This is a genomic window from Duganella sp. GW821-FHT07G03 (assembly GCF_059418605.1).
This window is the reverse complement of the sequence record NZ_JBWKQE010000023.1, coordinates 31,730-47,960: the sequence shown is the minus strand read 5'-3', so window position 1 is coordinate 47,960 and position 16,231 is coordinate 31,730. Positions and strand designations below refer to the sequence as shown.

14 protein-coding genes, 1 other RNA gene and 1 pseudogene are annotated in these 16,231 nt (G+C 61.3%); 5 read left to right on the top strand and 11 right to left on the bottom strand.

Translation table 11 applies throughout. From position 1 onward, the window contains the following. Positions 1-72: 72 nt before the first annotated feature. Both AC07OK_RS24370 and ssrA read left to right on the top strand, forming a co-directional pair. Positions 73-969, top strand: coding sequence for a hypothetical protein (locus AC07OK_RS24370; protein ID WP_494692711.1), 897 nt, complete (start codon positions 73-75; stop codon positions 967-969). Positions 970-1,159: 190 nt separating this feature from the next. Then, positions 1,160-1,520: a transfer-messenger RNA gene (gene ssrA, locus AC07OK_RS24365) on the top strand. A 200-nt stretch (positions 1,521-1,720) separates the two neighbouring features. On the opposite strand, the gene AC07OK_RS24360 is transcribed toward ssrA, so the two are convergent. After that, complete coding sequence (locus AC07OK_RS24360; protein WP_494692710.1) at positions 1,721-2,254, bottom strand: hypothetical protein; 534 nt, start codon at positions 2,252-2,254, stop codon at positions 1,721-1,723. 236 nt (positions 2,255-2,490) lie between these two features. On the opposite strand from AC07OK_RS24360, the pseudogene AC07OK_RS24355 reads away from it, so the two are divergent. Further along, positions 2,491-2,659: pseudogene (locus tag AC07OK_RS24355) on the top strand (IS3 family transposase); the annotation flags it as partial. Positions 2,660-3,111: 452 nt separating this feature from the next. Here the strand turns inward: AC07OK_RS24355 and AC07OK_RS24350 are convergent. Together AC07OK_RS24350 and AC07OK_RS24345 are read right to left on the bottom strand one after the other, a co-directional pair. Then, on the bottom strand, positions 3,112-3,822 hold the full coding sequence (locus AC07OK_RS24350) for a substrate-binding periplasmic protein (protein ID WP_494692709.1): 711 nt from the start codon (positions 3,820-3,822) through the stop codon (positions 3,112-3,114). 171 nt (positions 3,823-3,993) lie between these two features. Further along, complete coding sequence (locus tag AC07OK_RS24345) at positions 3,994-5,016, bottom strand: sensor domain-containing diguanylate cyclase (protein WP_494692708.1); 1,023 nt, start codon at positions 5,014-5,016, stop codon at positions 3,994-3,996. A gap of 118 nt (positions 5,017-5,134) precedes the next feature. On the opposite strand from AC07OK_RS24345, the gene AC07OK_RS24340 reads away from it, so the two are divergent. Further along, on the top strand, positions 5,135-6,244 hold the full coding sequence (locus tag AC07OK_RS24340) for a DegT/DnrJ/EryC1/StrS family aminotransferase (protein ID WP_494692707.1): 1,110 nt from the start codon (positions 5,135-5,137) through the stop codon (positions 6,242-6,244). A gap of 2 nt (positions 6,245-6,246) precedes the next feature. Here the strand turns inward: AC07OK_RS24340 and AC07OK_RS24335 are convergent, their stop codons facing one another. The 8 genes from AC07OK_RS24335 to ompA all read right to left on the bottom strand — a co-directional run bounded on the left by AC07OK_RS24335 (position 6,247) and on the right by ompA (position 13,072). Continuing rightward, entirely contained in the window at positions 6,247-6,711 is a 465-nt protein-coding gene (locus tag AC07OK_RS24335; protein ID WP_494692706.1) for a carboxymuconolactone decarboxylase family protein, read from the bottom strand. A gap of 97 nt (positions 6,712-6,808) precedes the next feature. Beyond that, a complete protein-coding gene (locus AC07OK_RS24330; protein ID WP_494692705.1) occupies positions 6,809-7,696 on the bottom strand; it encodes an RNA polymerase sigma-70 factor in 888 nt (295 codons plus the stop codon). A 207-nt stretch (positions 7,697-7,903) separates the two neighbouring features. Further along, the gene (locus AC07OK_RS24325) at positions 7,904-8,131 is read right to left on the bottom strand and encodes a hypothetical protein (protein ID WP_494692704.1); all 228 of its coding nucleotides are present in this window, start codon (positions 8,129-8,131) and stop codon (positions 7,904-7,906) included. A gap of 209 nt (positions 8,132-8,340) precedes the next feature. Then, complete coding sequence (locus AC07OK_RS24320) at positions 8,341-9,450, bottom strand: hypothetical protein (protein ID WP_494692703.1); 1,110 nt, start codon at positions 9,448-9,450, stop codon at positions 8,341-8,343. A gap of 148 nt (positions 9,451-9,598) precedes the next feature. Beyond that, entirely contained in the window at positions 9,599-10,534 is a 936-nt protein-coding gene (locus tag AC07OK_RS24315) for a hypothetical protein (protein ID WP_494692702.1), read from the bottom strand. Positions 10,535-10,853: 319 nt separating this feature from the next. Further along, complete coding sequence (locus tag AC07OK_RS24310; RefSeq protein ID WP_494692701.1) at positions 10,854-11,546, bottom strand: HAD-IA family hydrolase; 693 nt, start codon at positions 11,544-11,546, stop codon at positions 10,854-10,856. Positions 11,547-11,570: 24 nt separating this feature from the next. Beyond that, a complete protein-coding gene (ubiG, locus tag AC07OK_RS24305) occupies positions 11,571-12,266 on the bottom strand; it encodes a bifunctional 2-polyprenyl-6-hydroxyphenol methylase/3-demethylubiquinol 3-O-methyltransferase UbiG (protein ID WP_494692700.1) in 696 nt (231 codons plus the stop codon). Between the two features lie 92 nt (positions 12,267-12,358). After that, complete coding sequence (gene ompA, locus AC07OK_RS24300; protein WP_494692699.1) at positions 12,359-13,072, bottom strand: outer membrane protein OmpA; 714 nt, start codon at positions 13,070-13,072, stop codon at positions 12,359-12,361. Between the two features lie 438 nt (positions 13,073-13,510). Here ompA and gyrA point away from each other — a divergent pair, with 438 nt between their 5' ends. Further along, a complete protein-coding gene (gyrA, locus tag AC07OK_RS24295) occupies positions 13,511-16,171 on the top strand; it encodes a DNA gyrase subunit A (RefSeq protein ID WP_494692698.1) in 2,661 nt (886 codons plus the stop codon). The last annotated feature ends 60 nt before the right edge of the window (positions 16,172-16,231 follow it).

Genomic DNA, 16,231 nt, shown 5'->3' with positions numbered 1-16,231 from the left:
TGGGCTTGAGGCAGATCAGAGGAGTGGCGTGGAGCCGGGATTAAGCTGGCTGGATAGGGTAGGGGGCGTTCCATGCATGCGAAAAATAGCGCGTTAGCTCAGCTTGACAACGGCCCCGATGGTGCCGAGGATGGAGATATGAGCCCGGATATGGAAGTGCTAAGGCAGGAGATGGGTGCAGGCTTCAAGGAAGTCAACGCCCGGATCGATGCACTGCGTCAGGAGACCACGGCGCGGATAGATGAGACGCGTCGCGAGGTCACCGCGCGAATAGACGATTTGCGTAAGGAAACCGCAGACAATTTCAAGGCGGTCGATGCCAAGATAGAGCAGGTTCGGCAGGAGACTGCGGACAACTTCAAGGCGGTCGATGCCAAGATTGAGCAGGTGCGGCAGGAGACTTCCGTCAGGATAGAGCAGGTCCGGCAGGAGACTGCGGACAACTTCAAGGCGGTCGATGCCAAGATGGAGCAGGCTCGGCAGGAGACTGCGGACAACTTCAAGGCGGTTGATGCCAAGATAGAGCAGGTTCGGCAGGAGACAGCGGCCAACTTCAGGGTGGTCGATGCCAAGATAGAGCAGGTTCGGCAGGAGACTGCGGACAACTTCAAGGCGGTTGATGCCAAGATAGAGCAGGTGCGGCAGGAGACCGCGGCCAACTTCAGGGTGGTCGATGCCAAGATAGAGCAGGTTCGGCAGGAGACCGCGGCTCATTTCTTGGCGATGAACACGCAAAATTACGAATTGCAACGAGACACGTCAGGTCGCCTGGACGGTATGCACAGGGAAATCAGTAGTCATATTGATAACGCGCACCGTGAAACCACTATCCGCATTGACGCAGTGATACATGAAAGCCAGAAGCGCATGGATCGCAGCGACGTCCAGTTTCGATGGCTGGTCGCGTTGATGGTCTCGGGCTTTCTCGGGATTTTGGGCTTGCTGGCCAAGGCTGGACAGCTGCTGTAACGAGCGGAGAATGTTGGTGCCGGTATATTTCCCGACCGCCGGCGCCGGTAGTAGCCGCCTCTGGGAGGCGCTAAAAGGTCGTTCTGTGTGAGAACTGCACCCATCATAGCGGGCAAATATGACGGGCGTTTGACGTGCTCTGCAGGGGAGGGTGCGAAGGTGGGGAAAGTGCGGTAGAATGGAGTTCTGTGGGGTCGACCTGGTTTCGACGTGGGTTGCAAAGCAGCGCAGGGCATACCGAGGGCGGGCTACCTCGTAAATACAACCTGAAAAAACTTAACTGCAAACGATAACTCGTACGCACTGGCAGCTTAATTGCTGTTAGCTCCACAACACCTCGTCCCTGGGGTGGGCCGTTAAAAGCTGTGGAGTCATTTACAGGGACTCGCGCTGTGAGGGGTCACTTCAATCCGCGCTAAATCTAAGGTGAATCGCTTGTCCAGAACGTGCACATCCGTGCTGTACAGGTTAAATTAAATGATAGTGCTAAGTATGTAGAACTGTCTGTAGAGTGCTTGCGGACGCGGGTTCGATTCCCGCCGACTCCACCACTAATACGTTTCAAGCAGCTTCATGAAGCACAAAAAAACCCGCCTCCGAGCGGGTTTTTTACTATGAGAGGCCGTCCGCCGGCGTGCGTGGATGACCTTCGGCATCCAGCGGCGAAGAGCGGTAACTGCGTAGGGGCGCTGCAATAACGTTTTGATACTACCGCTATGGACGCCACTATCTTGCGCGGGCTCCCTTGCGCCTAAGCGCGGGCCCAGTTTTCAATAGTGCATATAACTTCTGGACTTGCACTTAACGCGACCTGTCGACACTTGCTGCTGCCTTCGAATCGTATTAGGTACACGGGCCATTTGGACAAAGCACAAAACGTAAGATCGCCGTGTGCCCCCCAAAACCAACCCGAGAAGTAACCAAAGGCCGCTATGCCATTTTTTCGCGTTGACAGACCAAGCTGATCTATGGAGCTCACTTTAAGTGTTTGTACCGAGCTAACGGCGTTTCGCTCAAGGACGAGAGTGTAGAGGCTATGTTTGATCACGATAGCCTCATCAGCAATCTCAACAGCGTGCCGGCGGACGACTATGACAAGCAAAGCTAATAAGACTATTGAAACAATGCCCAGCAGACTCCCAGCTATTGCGACGTCAGATGCGGTTTGTCCAGGCTTCGCGGGAACCCATATTACTAATGCAGCTGCCAAGAACAGCGGCATGAATATAGTGAAGGATAAGTAAAAAACCTGCCTGAATGATACTGGAATGTCGTCTGATTTCATCTTAACTCCTTACCGGTTACTGCTCAACTATGCCTGCGGACTCTAGACACAATTTTTGCAATTCGAACATTATGGCTTCGCGGTGTAACTTTTAAGCAGCATCTCGCTCTAGCAAGAGTTGCAGCAGGTAAGAATTTCTATTTGCAAGATAGTTGGCAGATGTGCAGAGGATAGCAGTTACTAAATTAGCAAACTTCACACTTTGTCACATGTTGTATTTTTAACACATTTATGCACTTACACTCTCCGTCGACTGGTGCAGTCGCAAGGTGCTGTCTTGGCGCATCAGCGACAGCATGGACGGGCGTGGGCGTGCGTTGGACGAATATCTTCGTCGAGCGGTTGTTGCTCAACGTGAAGTACGAGGAGGTGAATTTGAAGGGCTACGCCAACACGGCCGAATTGATGGGGGCGGTGCCTTGCGCGCCAGCGGCCATTAAACGCGTTGGAACCATATCGGCTGCCGTATGCCTACCTGCGCGGGCAGCCAATCCGACTAAGGATTCCTGCCATAAAAAAATCACCGCAACCCTTTGCGACCATATGCGAGATGACGCACAGTGCGCTCTTCCTGAGCGGGGGATGATGCATGAAGTCGATCCAGAAAGAATGGAACCTCCATGCCGAGCATTACTACTTTGAGTCCGAAAAAGAAGTCTTACGCGATGAATAGAATGATCATCGCGCTTGGCCGCGCTATTGCCACGCAATCGATACCTCGGAAAGATCGGGCGTCACGGTGGGCCGCCGCCTGGGGGCTTCTGGCCGGCATCGAAACGAAAGGCGTGCGCTTACGCCGCTCAACCTTGCCACCGAACGTGCCTTACGAACGGCGTAAATCGGCGCGTTAGCTGGCCTCAGTAATTGAGCAAGCCACTCGCCAACTCATCGCCGATATGGCGCTTGAAGATCGTCAACAGCGTGCCGTCATTGCGCATCGACTCGATCGCCTTGGCCATGCGCTCAGCGGTAGCTGCCGGAACCCGTTCGCGCGACACGATCAGCCCGTGGACCAGGTTCTCCCTGGGCGCCCAGTCCAGCACGCGGACCGACTCACTCAATCCCTCCCGTTTCAGGATGGGCACCCAACTGACGGGCAAGGCCAGGATCGCCTGCACGCGGCCTATCTTCAGCAAGCGCACCACCGCAGGGAAATCGGCCGCTTCATACACCCGTCCCTGCGCCCGCAATTGATCGAGCCAGAGATCGTACGCGGCGCCGTGCTTGTAACTCTTGACCACCGCGACCTTGTACTCCCGAGCCGCCAGGAAACCCTCCGCCGTGCTGGCCGACGCCGGCAAGCTCTGGTCCAGCAGCGCGTAGTTGCGGGTGGCGAAGTAGGGGATGAAGCGGGCGAATTTTTCCCGCTCCGGGGTCGCAATGCCGGACACCGACATGTCCAGTTTGCCGCCGGCCAGCATGGTCCAGATGCGCACCCGCGATTCTAGCGTGGCGCGAAAACGGCATCCCGTGCGCTTTCCCAGCTCATCGACGACATCCTTGTCGATGCCGGTCCAGCCGCCGTCCGGGGCGCGATAGTACAGGGCCCCGACCTGATGGAACGCCACGTTGATGTCCCGGCAGTCGCCAGGAGCGGCCAACGCTGCTCCACCCAGGCATAACAACAGTCCGCAAGCCAGCATCCGCATGAACATGGAACCTCCCGAAGTTCATGCCACAGTAGCCCAACGGCAAGGCCGGGTCAAGCCACCCGGCAGCTTGCCTCGTTCATGCCGACGTCAATCCGCTTTTTGCACGCGATTGCGGCCGGCGCGCTTGGCGGCATACAGCGCCGCGTCGGCGCGCGACAGCAGATCGGTCATCGATTCGCCGATCCGATGCTCGGCCACGCCGACGCTGATCGACAGCGTCAACCCGGCCAGCTCGCCGTCCAACCGCGTGGCGCCCACCGCCTCGCGGAAGCGCTCGCCAAACGCCATGCATTCCCTGTCGCCGACACCGGACTGGAACACGGCAAACTCGTCGCCGCCAAAACGCACGGCGACATCGGCCCGGCGCGAGTGCTGCTTGAGCAGCAGCGCGATATGGCGCAGCACCGTATCGCCGCCGAGATGCCCGTGCGCATCGTTGATGTCCTTGAAGCGATCAATGTCGAACACCAGCAAGGCCAGGCGCGTGGATGCGTCGCGCTCATGCAGTTCGATCAGCCGCGCTGCGGCGTCTTCCATGTAGTAGCGGGTGAACAAGCCGGTCAGTGGATCGCGCACCGCCAGTTGATAGTAGCGGCGCCGGTCCTCTTCCATCGCGGCGTAGCCGATCTGGGCCAGCCGCAGATCGTCATAGGCGACCTGAAGCTCCTTGTTGGCGGCCAGCAGATGCTGCGCATGCTGGTGCTCGCGCGTGACATCCTGATAGATGGTGACGAAGCCGATTGCCTGCCCGTCGTGGTCATGGATCACCCGGCCGGTGATGTCGAGGACGGTGCCGTCGGCGCGGGTGCGGGTGAACTGATGCGGTTGAAACATCATGCTCAGCCGAATGCGCTCCCTGGCCTGCTCGTCGGGATCGCCGGGACCATAGTCGCCGCGCCTTGCGTTAAACAGGAACAGCTCCTGCAAGGTCACGCCCGGCTGCATAATCTCTTGCGGGAAATCGAGCAAGCGGCAGAACGCGTCGTTCCAGAAGCGCATCTTCAAGCTGCTATCGATGATGGTCACGCCCACCGGCATGCACTGCATCGCTGCAACCAACTCGATAGTGCCGAGTTGCGAGATGTTGTGGTACGTGGGTTGATGTGTCATTTTTTGGGTCGCTACAAGTTGAGGACTGACGTCTGGTTTTGTGGCAGTTTTATGGTATCACTGGGCGCCGCCGCGCTGGTAGAATCATCCTCCCAGTTTCGTCGCCCAGGCCACAACCATGCTCAAATTCGCCCAACCCCAACTCGATGAAGACACTATCCAGGCGGTAGCCGCCGTGCTGCGTTCCAATTGGATAGCCACCGGCCCCAACGTCACGGAACTGGAGCGCGCACTGTCGGAGAGTTTCGACGCCCGTCCCACGCGCGTGCTGACGTCGGCGACGGGCGCGATGGAGATCGCGCTGCAAGTGTGCGGCATCGGTCCCGGCGACGAGGTGATCACCTCGGCCCAAACCTTCTTCTCCGCGATGAACATGATCGTCAAGGTCGGCGCCATGCCGGTGTTCGTCGATTGCGAGCTGCACAGCCGCGCCATCGACCTGGCGCAGGTGGAGGCGGCCATCACGCCGCGCACCAGGGCCATCATGCCGACCCACTTCCCCGGCGCGCTGGGCGACCTCGACGCCTTGTACGCGCTGGCCAAGCGCCACCAGCTGCGCGTGATCGAAGACGCCGCGCTGGTGCAAGGCTCGTACTGGAAAGACCAGCCTGTGGGCGGCATCGGCGACATCGCCGTGTTCAGCTTCCACCCGAATAAAAACATGACCACCATCGAAGGCGGCGCCATCGTCGTCGCCAGCGAGGACGAAGCAAAACTGGTGGACCTGCTGCGCTTCCACGGCATCAAGCGCCTGCCGGACGACACCCGCGATGTCGCCATCGCCGCCGGCAAATTCAATATGTCCGACGTGTCGGCGGTGATCGGTGTCCATCAACTGAAGCAGCTGCCGCGCTTCCTGGCGCGGCGCGCGGCATTGGTCGAGCGCTACTTCGAAAAATTCCCGCCGGTGCCGGGCGTGGTGCTGCCGCCGCAAGGCGTGCCGCGCCAGAGCTGGAATATGTTCAATGTGCTGATCCCGTACGAACAGTTCGGCCACACCCGGCAGAGCTTCCGCGCCGCCTTGCAGGCGCAGGGTGTCGGCACCGGCATGTCGTATGAAGCCTGCCACTTGACCACGGTCGGCCGCGGCTACGGCTACACCGACGGCCGGTTCCCCAACGCCGAACGCATCGCGCGCGAAACCGTCACCCTGCCGCTACACGCGGCGATGACGCTGGACGATGTCGACCACGTCTGCGCCGTGGTCGCACAAGTGCTCAAGCGCTGACCTTACATGCCGGGTGCCGGCACCTCCGGGATCTGGTTGCGCAGGCTGGCGTTGATGGTGTTCCAACCTTTGATGACGGCGATGGTGTAGCTGATCTCGGCGATTTCGCCATCGGTGAAATGCTGCTGGAGCAGGGCGAAATCGTCGTCGCTCGGATGCCGGTGCGGGATCGCGTTGACCGCCTCGGCCCAGTTCAGCGCCGCCCGTTCGCGGTCGCTGAAGAACGGCGCCTCGCGCCAGCCGGCGATGGCGTTCAGGTGGCGCGGATTGGCTTCCTGCTTGATCAGGTCACGCCAGTGCATGTCGATGCACACGCCGCAGCCGTTGATCTGCGACACGCGCAGATTGATCAGCTCCACCAGGCGCGCGCCCAGCGAACTTTTCTTGACGGTGCCGGACAGCGCGATCATCGCGTGCAGCTGGGGTTGGGCCAGTTGGAAGAATGGAATGCGAGCGGAGTGATTCATGATGACGCCTTTCGGTCAGTGAGGGCGCACCATTGCGCCCTTCATACCTGTGAGACGTCCCGGCTTCGCGTTCTGTGACCGCTTTTCAAAAAAAAGCTCAAATAAATTGCGGCACCCCGGTCAGCTTGTCCGGATTGCGCACGATGAAGATCGCCGCGATACGCCCGTCCTCCACCTGGAAGGACTGCGCCGATTCCAGCTTGCCGTCCACATAGCGCACCAGTCCCGGCACGCCGTTGACGCGCGCCTGCCGGTAGGCGACCCGGTTCGGATTCTGATGCTCCAGCGACCAGTACACGCCGGCCACGCGCCCCGCGCCGTGCAGAATGTGCAGGAAGGAGTTGACCTTGCCGCCGCCGTCGGCCACCAGCTGCACGTCGCCGGCCATCATCGCCTTCATGGCCGCGCGGTCGCCGACCTTGGCCGCCTCCATGAACTTGACCAGCAAGTCGCGATGCCGCTCCTTCGGCACGTCGAAGCGCGGCTTCTGCTGCTGCACGCGCTCCTGCGCGCGGTGCACCATCTGCCGGCAGGCCGATTCGCTCTTGCCCAGCATGCCCGCGATATCGGCGTAATCCTGGTCGAACACCTGCCGCATCAGGAACGCCGCGCGCTCCTCCGGCGACAGCCGCTCCAGCACCCACAGGAAGGCCATCGACACCTCGCTCGCCAGCTCCGCGCTGCTCTCCGGGGTGTGCTCGTCCAGTTCGACGATGGGTTCCGGCAGCCACCAGCCGACATAGGATGCGCGCTCCGCCATGCGCGCGCGCAGGCGGTCGATGGCGAGGCGGGTGGTGATGGTCACCAGCCAGGCCTCGGCCGATTGCACCGCCTGTTGTTCGCTGCCGTGCCAGCGCAGCCAGGCATCCTGCACCACGTCCTCGGCGTCGGCGCGGGTGCCGAGCATGCGGTAGGCGATGGCGAACAGCCGCGGGCGCAGCGCGGCGAAGGTGGCCGGTTCGGCGGGGGAGGTGGTCTCGGTCATCGCAAGTAAAAGTAGTGGTCGTCGAGCTTAGACGCGCCGGCCTCCGGTTTTGTGACAGATGTTGGCAAACATCGCCTATGCGCAGGGCGACCGGTCAAAATGGATCTTGACGGTATCGACATTGGTGGACGCATTGAAGTGGAACTTGATGGTGGGGTCGATCGTTCAGCCGACATACGGACCATGGCCCGGCGCTTCGGTGACGTATCAGTTGTCGCTGGCGACGATGCCGTCGGTCAGCTGGCCCAGGCCGCCGCTCAGGCCGGCGTTGTCGCAGGTGACGCAACCCGCGCCCGAATAAGTGTCATCCCAGTAATGATAACTGCCGGTATTGCCGTTGAGCATATCGTAGGAGTTCGCTACCGGAGTGGTCGCAGCGGCCAGGGTGGAGGCACAGCAAGCCGCAAGCGCGGCGCAAAGACGCACGTGTTTCATGTTTTGATCTCCGTCGTAAGGGCGCCGGCATGGCAGGATTTCTGAAGGCTCGACGCAGCAGAATTGTTCTTTTGACTGCATCTTCAGTGTAGAGCCGGCGCAGTCTATGTCAACCGGAAAGCCACTCGAACGCGCCGGAAATCAAGGGGCTGTGGTGTGGCTGAAACGTTTGCGCGCGGCCGCGCTGGCGCTGGCCGCGGCATGGAGGGTTAGGGCTTGACCTTTTCCTGCACGCGCGTGACGAGCACGTCGCCGTCGACGATGGTGCAGTCAATGATGTGGCTGTTCGATACCGGCGCGTGCTTGGAAAACAGGTCGTGGTACTTGCCCGGATCGTCCAGCCGCAGGTCGATGCGGAAGATATCGAGCTTGTTGGTTTCCTTGATCTGGCGCACGCGCTGCTTGCGGATATCGGCCTCCTTGTCGCTGCGGCCGTGCATCTCCGGGCCTTCGAAGTAGCGTATCAGCGCGCATTCGATGACGTCGATGCGGTCCTTCATCAGCATGTCGGCCGCCACCGGGTTATCGTTGGCGGGCAGCTCGGCCGGGTCGCCGTCGTCGGAGATCACTTCCACGTTCATGCGCTGGATCAGCAGCAGCATGTCGTTGTCTTCGTTGTTCTGCTGGTGGATGCGCTGCACCGCCGGCAGGCGCGCGCGCGCCAGGCGGCCGAGCGGGTCCTTGGTCTGGCCGACGTATTGCACCTTGCTCTGGAAGGTCAGCGCATTCTCGTATTTTTGCAGCACGTCGTGGATCGACAGCGCCTCGATCAGGCCGCCCCAGTTCAGGGTGATGAAGCGGTCGGTGAGCACCACGCTCGGCTTCTTCAGCGTGGCGGCGAACGGCACTTCCAGCTCCAGCGTGAGGCTGTCGCGCTTTTCCTCGGTGCCCACCAGGATGGGTACCGTCAGCTTGAGCGAGAAGAAGCCCCAGCTGGTGCTGCGGCTGGTGTCGAAGCGCACGCGCGGACGGTTGATGGCGAAGAAGATCAGCCGTTTCTCCATCGTCGCTTCCAGGTCGAACTGCATGCGGCGCAGGTGGCGGCCGACCGGGTCGCGGATGTCGGGAATCTCGGGGAAGCCGGCCACCAGGTCGTACCAGTGGAATTTGGCGTCGGCCACGGTCACCGCCCAGGTTTGCGGCGCGTTGGTGCGCTGCGGCATCAGCGGCAGCAAGTCGTCGATCTGCTCGACCGGCGCGGCCATCAAGTCATGGAACGGCTCCGGCGCTTCGGCGAACAAGGCCCCCACGCCCAATTCCTCCGGCGACGGATCGGGATAGTCGTCATCAGCGATTATGGCTTTGTAATCGCTCGTCATGGCGTGCGCTCCAGGGTCTCAAGTATTGGTTGCCCACAGTATAGTACGTCCCTGCCGATATTTCCATATTGCAAGTTAGCACAAACTGGATTCTCTCCACAATGTAACACTGCGGAGGCCGGCGCGCACGCGCGCCGGCAAGCGGACCTCAGGACTTGGCTTTTTTCGCCTCGGGCGGCAGCGGCATGGGCGCGGCCATGGCCTGGCCGTTGGCGATATGGCAGCTCAGCAGGTGACGCTTGGCGCTGGCCGCGTGCTCGGAGCACAGGTATTTGTAGCGGCCGGCATCCTCGTATTGCAGGTCGATGGTGAACTGGGCAAGGTTGTGCTCGGCCTGGATTTCGCTCAGGCGGGCGCTGCGCAGCAGGCGCTGCTCCTGGTTGCGGCTGCGGGCGTTGGCGCCCTCGAAGTAGCTCGACAGCGCCGCTTCGATCACGTACGTGCGCTCGGCCAGCAAGGTCTCGGCCGCCAGCGGGTGGGCGTTGTGCGGCGCGCCGGCCGGGTCGCCGTCGGCGCAGCTGACCTGCACCTCCAGCTGCTGCACCAGCAGCAGCATGTCGAAATGCTCGCTGTGCTGCGCATGCAGCTTTTGCAGCGCCGGCAGGCGCCCCTTGCCCAGGCGGGCCTCGTCGTCGCGGGTCTGGCCGACATACACCACCTTGCCCGGGATCTTCAGCGTGTGGGCGTAGGTTTGCAGGATGTCGTGGATCGACAGCGCTTCGATCAGGCCGCCCCAGTTCAGGGTGACGAAGTTCGGCGTCAGCGTCACGGTCGGCTTTTTCATGGTGGCCGCGAACGGCACCTTGAGCTCGATGGTGATGCTTTCCTTGGCTTCGTCCGCGCCCAGCAGCAGCGGCAAGGTCAGCTTGAGCGAGAAGAAGCCCCACTGGATTGTGCCCGTGATGTCGAAGCGCACGCGCGGGCGGACCACGGCGAAGAACAGGTGGGGCTGGGCCGCAGCCGCCTCCAGCTCGAACTGCATGCGGCGCTGGTAGCGGCCGATCGGGTCGCGGATGTCCGGGGCTTGCTGGAAGCCGGCCACCAGGTCATACCAGTGGAATTTGGCGTTGGCCACGCTGACCATCCAGCTTTGCGGCGCGCCCGTTGCGGTCGAGGGAGAGGCTAAGACAGCGAACTGCTCAGAGTGAGGCTGCGAGTTCGTGGCAGCCAGCTCAGGAAAAGTCATAAAACTCCTGATTGGAAAGTTGAGATAGTGGTGACTGTCTCCCTTCCCATTCAGCGAGTTTGTGGCTTGCAGGAAATAAGTAATACTACGCAGTCGGTGCCGATTATTGCGTAGTTAAACTGCTTGAACAACTGATTAGTGTGCCTGTTCAAATGGCAGCGGTTTCATTGACTCGTCTATACAACGGTTAGCGTTATCAAATGCAAAATCGCCAATCTTACGCCGCCAGTTCAGATCTTCCGGACAACGATTCTTGCAGGAGTACCAATAGTTGCGAAGGACTATCAAACAGATAGTCGGCCTGCCAGCCTTGCGGTTCGACCGGACCGCAGTAGCCCCAGCCGCAGGCGATGGTCGGCATGGCGGCGGCCTTGCCGGCCTGGATGTCGCGCAGGTCGTCGCCCACGTACCAGCATTGCTCCGGCGCCAGGCCGAGGCGGGCGGCCGCCTCGAACAGCGGCGCCGGGTGCGGCTTGGCGTGCGCCGTGGTGTCGCCCGAGACCACGCAGGCCGCGTGCGCCAGGCCGATCTGCGGCAGCAGCGGATCGGTGAAGCGGGCCGGCTTGTTGGTGACGATGCCCCATTGCAGCCCGGCCTGCTCGATGCCGGCCAGCAGCTCGACGATGCCGGGGAACAGCGCGCTGTGCACCGCCATCGCCGCCTGGTAGTTGGCGAAGAAGCCGTCGCGCAGCGGGATGAAGCCCTCGTCCTCCGGCTTCAGGCCGAAGGCCGCGCCTATCATGCCGCGCGCGCCGGCCGAGGCGGTCGGGCGCAGCAGTTCGTAGGCGGTCGGTTCCAGGCCGCGTTCGGTGCGCAGCAGATTGACGGCGGCCGCCAGGTCGGGGGCGGTGTCGGCCAGCGTGCCGTCGAGGTCGAACAGGATGGCGCGCGGAGGATTGATCTGGTTCATAAATGGGTCTTTGCAGCGGGTACTTTACAGCGGACGGGTGGTGGCCACCAGGTAGTTGACGCTGGTGTCTTCGTTCAGGGAATAGATCTTGGTCAGTGGATTGTAGCCCATGCCCTTGAAACCCTGCACCTCGAGACCGGCGCTGCGGATGTATTGCGACAGCTCGGACGGCGTGATGAACTTGTCGTAGTCGTGGGTGCCCTTGGGCAGCATGCGCAGCAGGTATTCGGCGCCCAGGATGGCGAACAGATAGGCCTTGGGGTTGCGGTTCAGCGTAGAGAAGAACACCTGGCCGCCCGGCTTGACCAGTGTGGCGGCGGCGCGCACGATGGCGCTCGGGTCCGGCACGTGCTCCAGCATTTCCATGCAGGTGACGACATCGTACTGGCCCGCTTCCTGGGCCGCCATCTCCTCGGCGGCGATCAGCTTGTAGCGCACCGCCACGCCCGATTCCAGGCTGTGCAGGTCGGCCACCTTGAGCGCCTTTTCCGACAGGTCGATGCCGGTCACCTTGGCGCCCTTGCGCGCCATCGATTCGCTCAGGATGCCGCCGCCGCAGCCGATGTCGATCACGTTCTTGCCGGCCAGCGGCGCGCGCGCGTTGATCCACTCCAGGCGCAGCGGGTTGATTTCGTGCAGTGGACGGAACTCGGAGGTCGGATCCCACCAGCGATGGGCGAGGTCGGAGAATTTCTGCAGTTCTAAGGGATCGGCGTTCATCGGTTCAGCTCAAAAGGACTAATGCCGCTATTCTAAAGCAGGAGGCGAAAAAAAACCCCGCCGAGGCGGGGTTTGAACTGCGGTACTGGCAATTACTTGCTGGTACCGACTACTTCGATTTCTACGCGACGGTTCTTGGCGCGGCCTTCGGCAGTTTTGTTGTCTGCAACTGGCTGCTTCTCGCCTTTACCTTCGGTGTACACGCGGTTAGCTTCAACGCCTTTGGAGATGATGTAGGCTTTGACGGCTTCAGCGCGGCGTACCGACAGCTTCTGGTTGTATTCATCGCTACCAACGGAGTCGGTGTGGCCGACGGCGATGATCACTTCCAGGTTGATCGAACCCAGTTTCGAGGTCACGTCGTCCAGTTTCGCCTTGCCTTCTGGTTTCAGAACGGCTTTGTCGAAGTCGAAGAACGCGTCGGCTGCGAAGCTGACTTTCTGTGCGGTAGGCACGGCGACGGCTGGCTTAGGTGCCGGCGCCGCAGCTGGTGCTACTGGTGCTGGAGCGATAGGAGCGGCTGGAGCGACGCATTTGCCGTCGACCAGTTTCTCTGGCTCGACGCACAGTGGCAGGTCGCAACCTGGAACGGCATCAGCCGGGGTCCAGTAGCCGGTGCGCCAGCACAGGCCGAACGGGTCACGGGCGATAACGCCGCGTGCATCCTGAACGTAAGCGCTCTTAGGGGCTGCTGCCTTGATGTCCTGGGTCACAGGAGCATATGGAGGAGCGGTTGGTGCGGTTTGTGCAATAGCAGAACCAGCGAATGCAGCCGATACGGCCAACATCGAAATCAGTTTTTTCATATTTTTCTTCCTTTCGGGGGTGATATCCGCAGAAAAACTGCGCGACGTAGTAATACGTGGGGCGAATTCTACCACGCAGGGGCGTCGCGCCTGTCTCCCGATTGCGAAACGAGCAATTAACTTCTAAACCATTTTGCCACAAGCTATCTTTGGGCGTGAAAAGGGACCAACACGAGTCCTTTTTGATTCCGACCAAAATGTTGTTTTGTTGCAACGCGATTATCGATAATAATTGAGTAATGTGTCACGAATATTACACGACGTTACAAGGTCCGCGCGCCCTGCAGCGGCGGGGGCGACGCCGGAATTGTGCTGGTTGCTGTGCGCGCATGCTAAAATCGCACGCTTGCCTGTCCGTAGTGAGGGGCAAGGCCAGAATGCAGTAAGTGCGGCATACATTGCTTAATAAACCACAGTCAAAGATCAGTCGACCCGCCAATGGATCAATTCGCAAAAGAAACAATCCCTATTTCCCTCGAAGAAGAGATGCGCAAGAGCTACCTCGATTACGCCATGAGCGTGATCGTCGGCCGCGCCTTGCCGGACGTCCGTGACGGCCTCAAGCCGGTGCACCGCCGGGTCCTCTTCGCGATGCACGAAATGAACAACGTGTGGAATCGCCCTTACGTCAAATGCGCCCGTGTGGTGGGCGAGACGATGGGTAAGTATCACCCGCACGGCGACGCGTCGATTTACGACACGCTGGTCCGTATGGCGCAGGACTTCTCGCTGCGCTACATGCTGGTCGACGGCCAGGGCAACTTCGGCTCGGTCGACGGCGACGGCGCCGCGGCGATGCGTTACACCGAGTGCCGCCTGGACAAGATCTCCGCCGAGCTGCTGGCCGATATCGACAAGGAAACCGTCGACTTCCAGCCCAACTACGACGGCAAGGAAAAAGAACCGACGGTGCTGCCGACCCGCATCCCGAACCTGCTGATTAACGGCTCGTCCGGTATCGCGGTCGGCATGGCGACCAACATCCCGCCGCACAACCTGCACGAAGTGATCGCCGGCGCGCTGCACGTGCTGCGCAATCCGGCCTGCACCATCGACGAGCTGATCGAACTGATCCCGGCGCCGGACTTCCCGACCGGCGGCACCATCTACGGCGTCTCCGGCGTGCGCGACGGTTATCGCACCGGCCGCGGCCGCGTGGTGATGCGCGCCAAGACCCACTACGAAGAGTACGGCAAGGACGGCGGCCGCACGGCCATCATCGTTGACGAGCTGCCGTACCAGGTCAACAAGAAATCGCTGCTCGAACGCATCGCCGAAAACGTGCGCGACAAGAAGCTCGAAGGCATTTCCGACATCCGCGACGAGTCCGACAAGTCGGGCATGCGCGTGGTCATCGAGCTGAAGCGCGGCGAAGTGCCGGAAGTGGTGCTCAACAACCTGTACAAGCAAACGCAACTGCAGGACACCTTCGGCATGAACATGGTGGCGCTGGTCGACGGCCAGCCGCGCCTGCTGAACCTGAAGGAAATGCTCAGCTGCTTCCTGTCGCACCGCCGCGAAGTGGTCACGCGCCGCACCGTGTTCGAGCTGCGCAAGGCGCGCGAACGCGGCCACGTGCTGGAAGGCCTGGCCGTGGCGCTGGCCAATATCGACGACTTCATCGCCATCATCAAGGCCGCGCCGACCCCGCCGGTCGCGAAAACCGGCCTGATGGACCGTTCCTGGGATTCGTCGCTGGTGCGCGAGATGCTGGCCCGCACTGCCGACGGCACCACCATCGGCGGCATCGACGCCTTCCGTCCGGAGCACCTGCCCAAGCACTACGGCATGCAGCAGGACGGCATGTACAAGCTGTCGGACGACCAGGCGCAAGAGATTCTGCAGATGCGTCTGCAGCGCCTGACCGGCCTGGAGCAGGACAAGATCGTCAACGAATACAAGGACGTGATGGCCGAAATCGCCGACCTGCTGGACATCCTGTCCAAGCCGGAACGCGTGACCACCATCATCACCGACGAGATGACCCACGTGGTCAACGAATTCGGCGACCCGCAGAAGGACCCGCGCCGCTCCAACATCGAGCACAACGCGACCGACCTCGGCACCGAAGACCTGATCACGCCGCAGGACATGGTGGTGACCCTGTCGCACACCGGCTATATGAAGGCGCAGCCGATCACCGAGTACCGCGCGCAAAAGCGCGGCGGACGCGGCAAGCAGGCCATGGCGACCAAAGAGGAAGACTGGATCGACCAGCTGTTCATCGCCAACACGCACGACTACATCCTGTGCTTCTCCAACCGCGGCCGCATGTACTGGCTCAAGGTGTGGGAAGTGCCGCAAGGTTCGCGCAACTCGCGCGGCAAGCCTATCGTCAACATGTTCCCGCTGGCGGACAATGAGAAGATCACCGTTATCCTGCCGCTGTCCGGCGATAACCGCGTCTTCCCTGAAGACCACTACGTGTTCATGTCGACCAGCCTGGGCACCGTGAAGAAGACGCCGCTGAAGGACTTCAGCAATCCACGCAAGGCCGGCATCATCGCGGTCGACCTGGACGAGGGCGATTTCCTGATCGGCGCCGCGCTGACCGACGGCCAGCACGACGTGATGCTGTTCTCCGACGCCGGCAAGGCGGTGCGCTTCGACGAGAACGACGTGCGTCCGATGGGCCGCAACGCCCGCGGCGTGCGCGGCATGAACCTGGACGAAAGCCAGCGCGTGATCGCGCTGCTGGTGGCGGAAAACGAGCAGCAATCGGTGCTGACGGCGACCGAGAACGGCTTCGGCAAGCGTACCCCGATCACCGAGTACACCCGCCACGGCCGCGGCACCAAGGGCATGATCGCGATCCAGACCTCGGAGCGTAACGGCCGGGTAGTGGCGGCGACGCTGGTCGATTCGACCGACGAAATCATGCTGATCACCACCGGCGGTGTGCTGATCCGCACCCGCGTGTCCGAGATCCGCGAAATGGGCCGCGCCACGCAAGGCGTGACCCTGATCGCGGTCGAAGACGGCACCAAGCTGTCCGGCCTGCAGCGCGTGGTGGAAACCGACATCGACGAAGTCGAGCTGGAGCCGGGTCCTGACGCCAAGCCGGACGAAGCTCAGCCAGACGAAGCTCAACCTGAGTAAGTCCTAGCACACACCGCCCCGGACCCAGGTCCGGGGAGAGCGGGGTCAGGTTTATTGCGC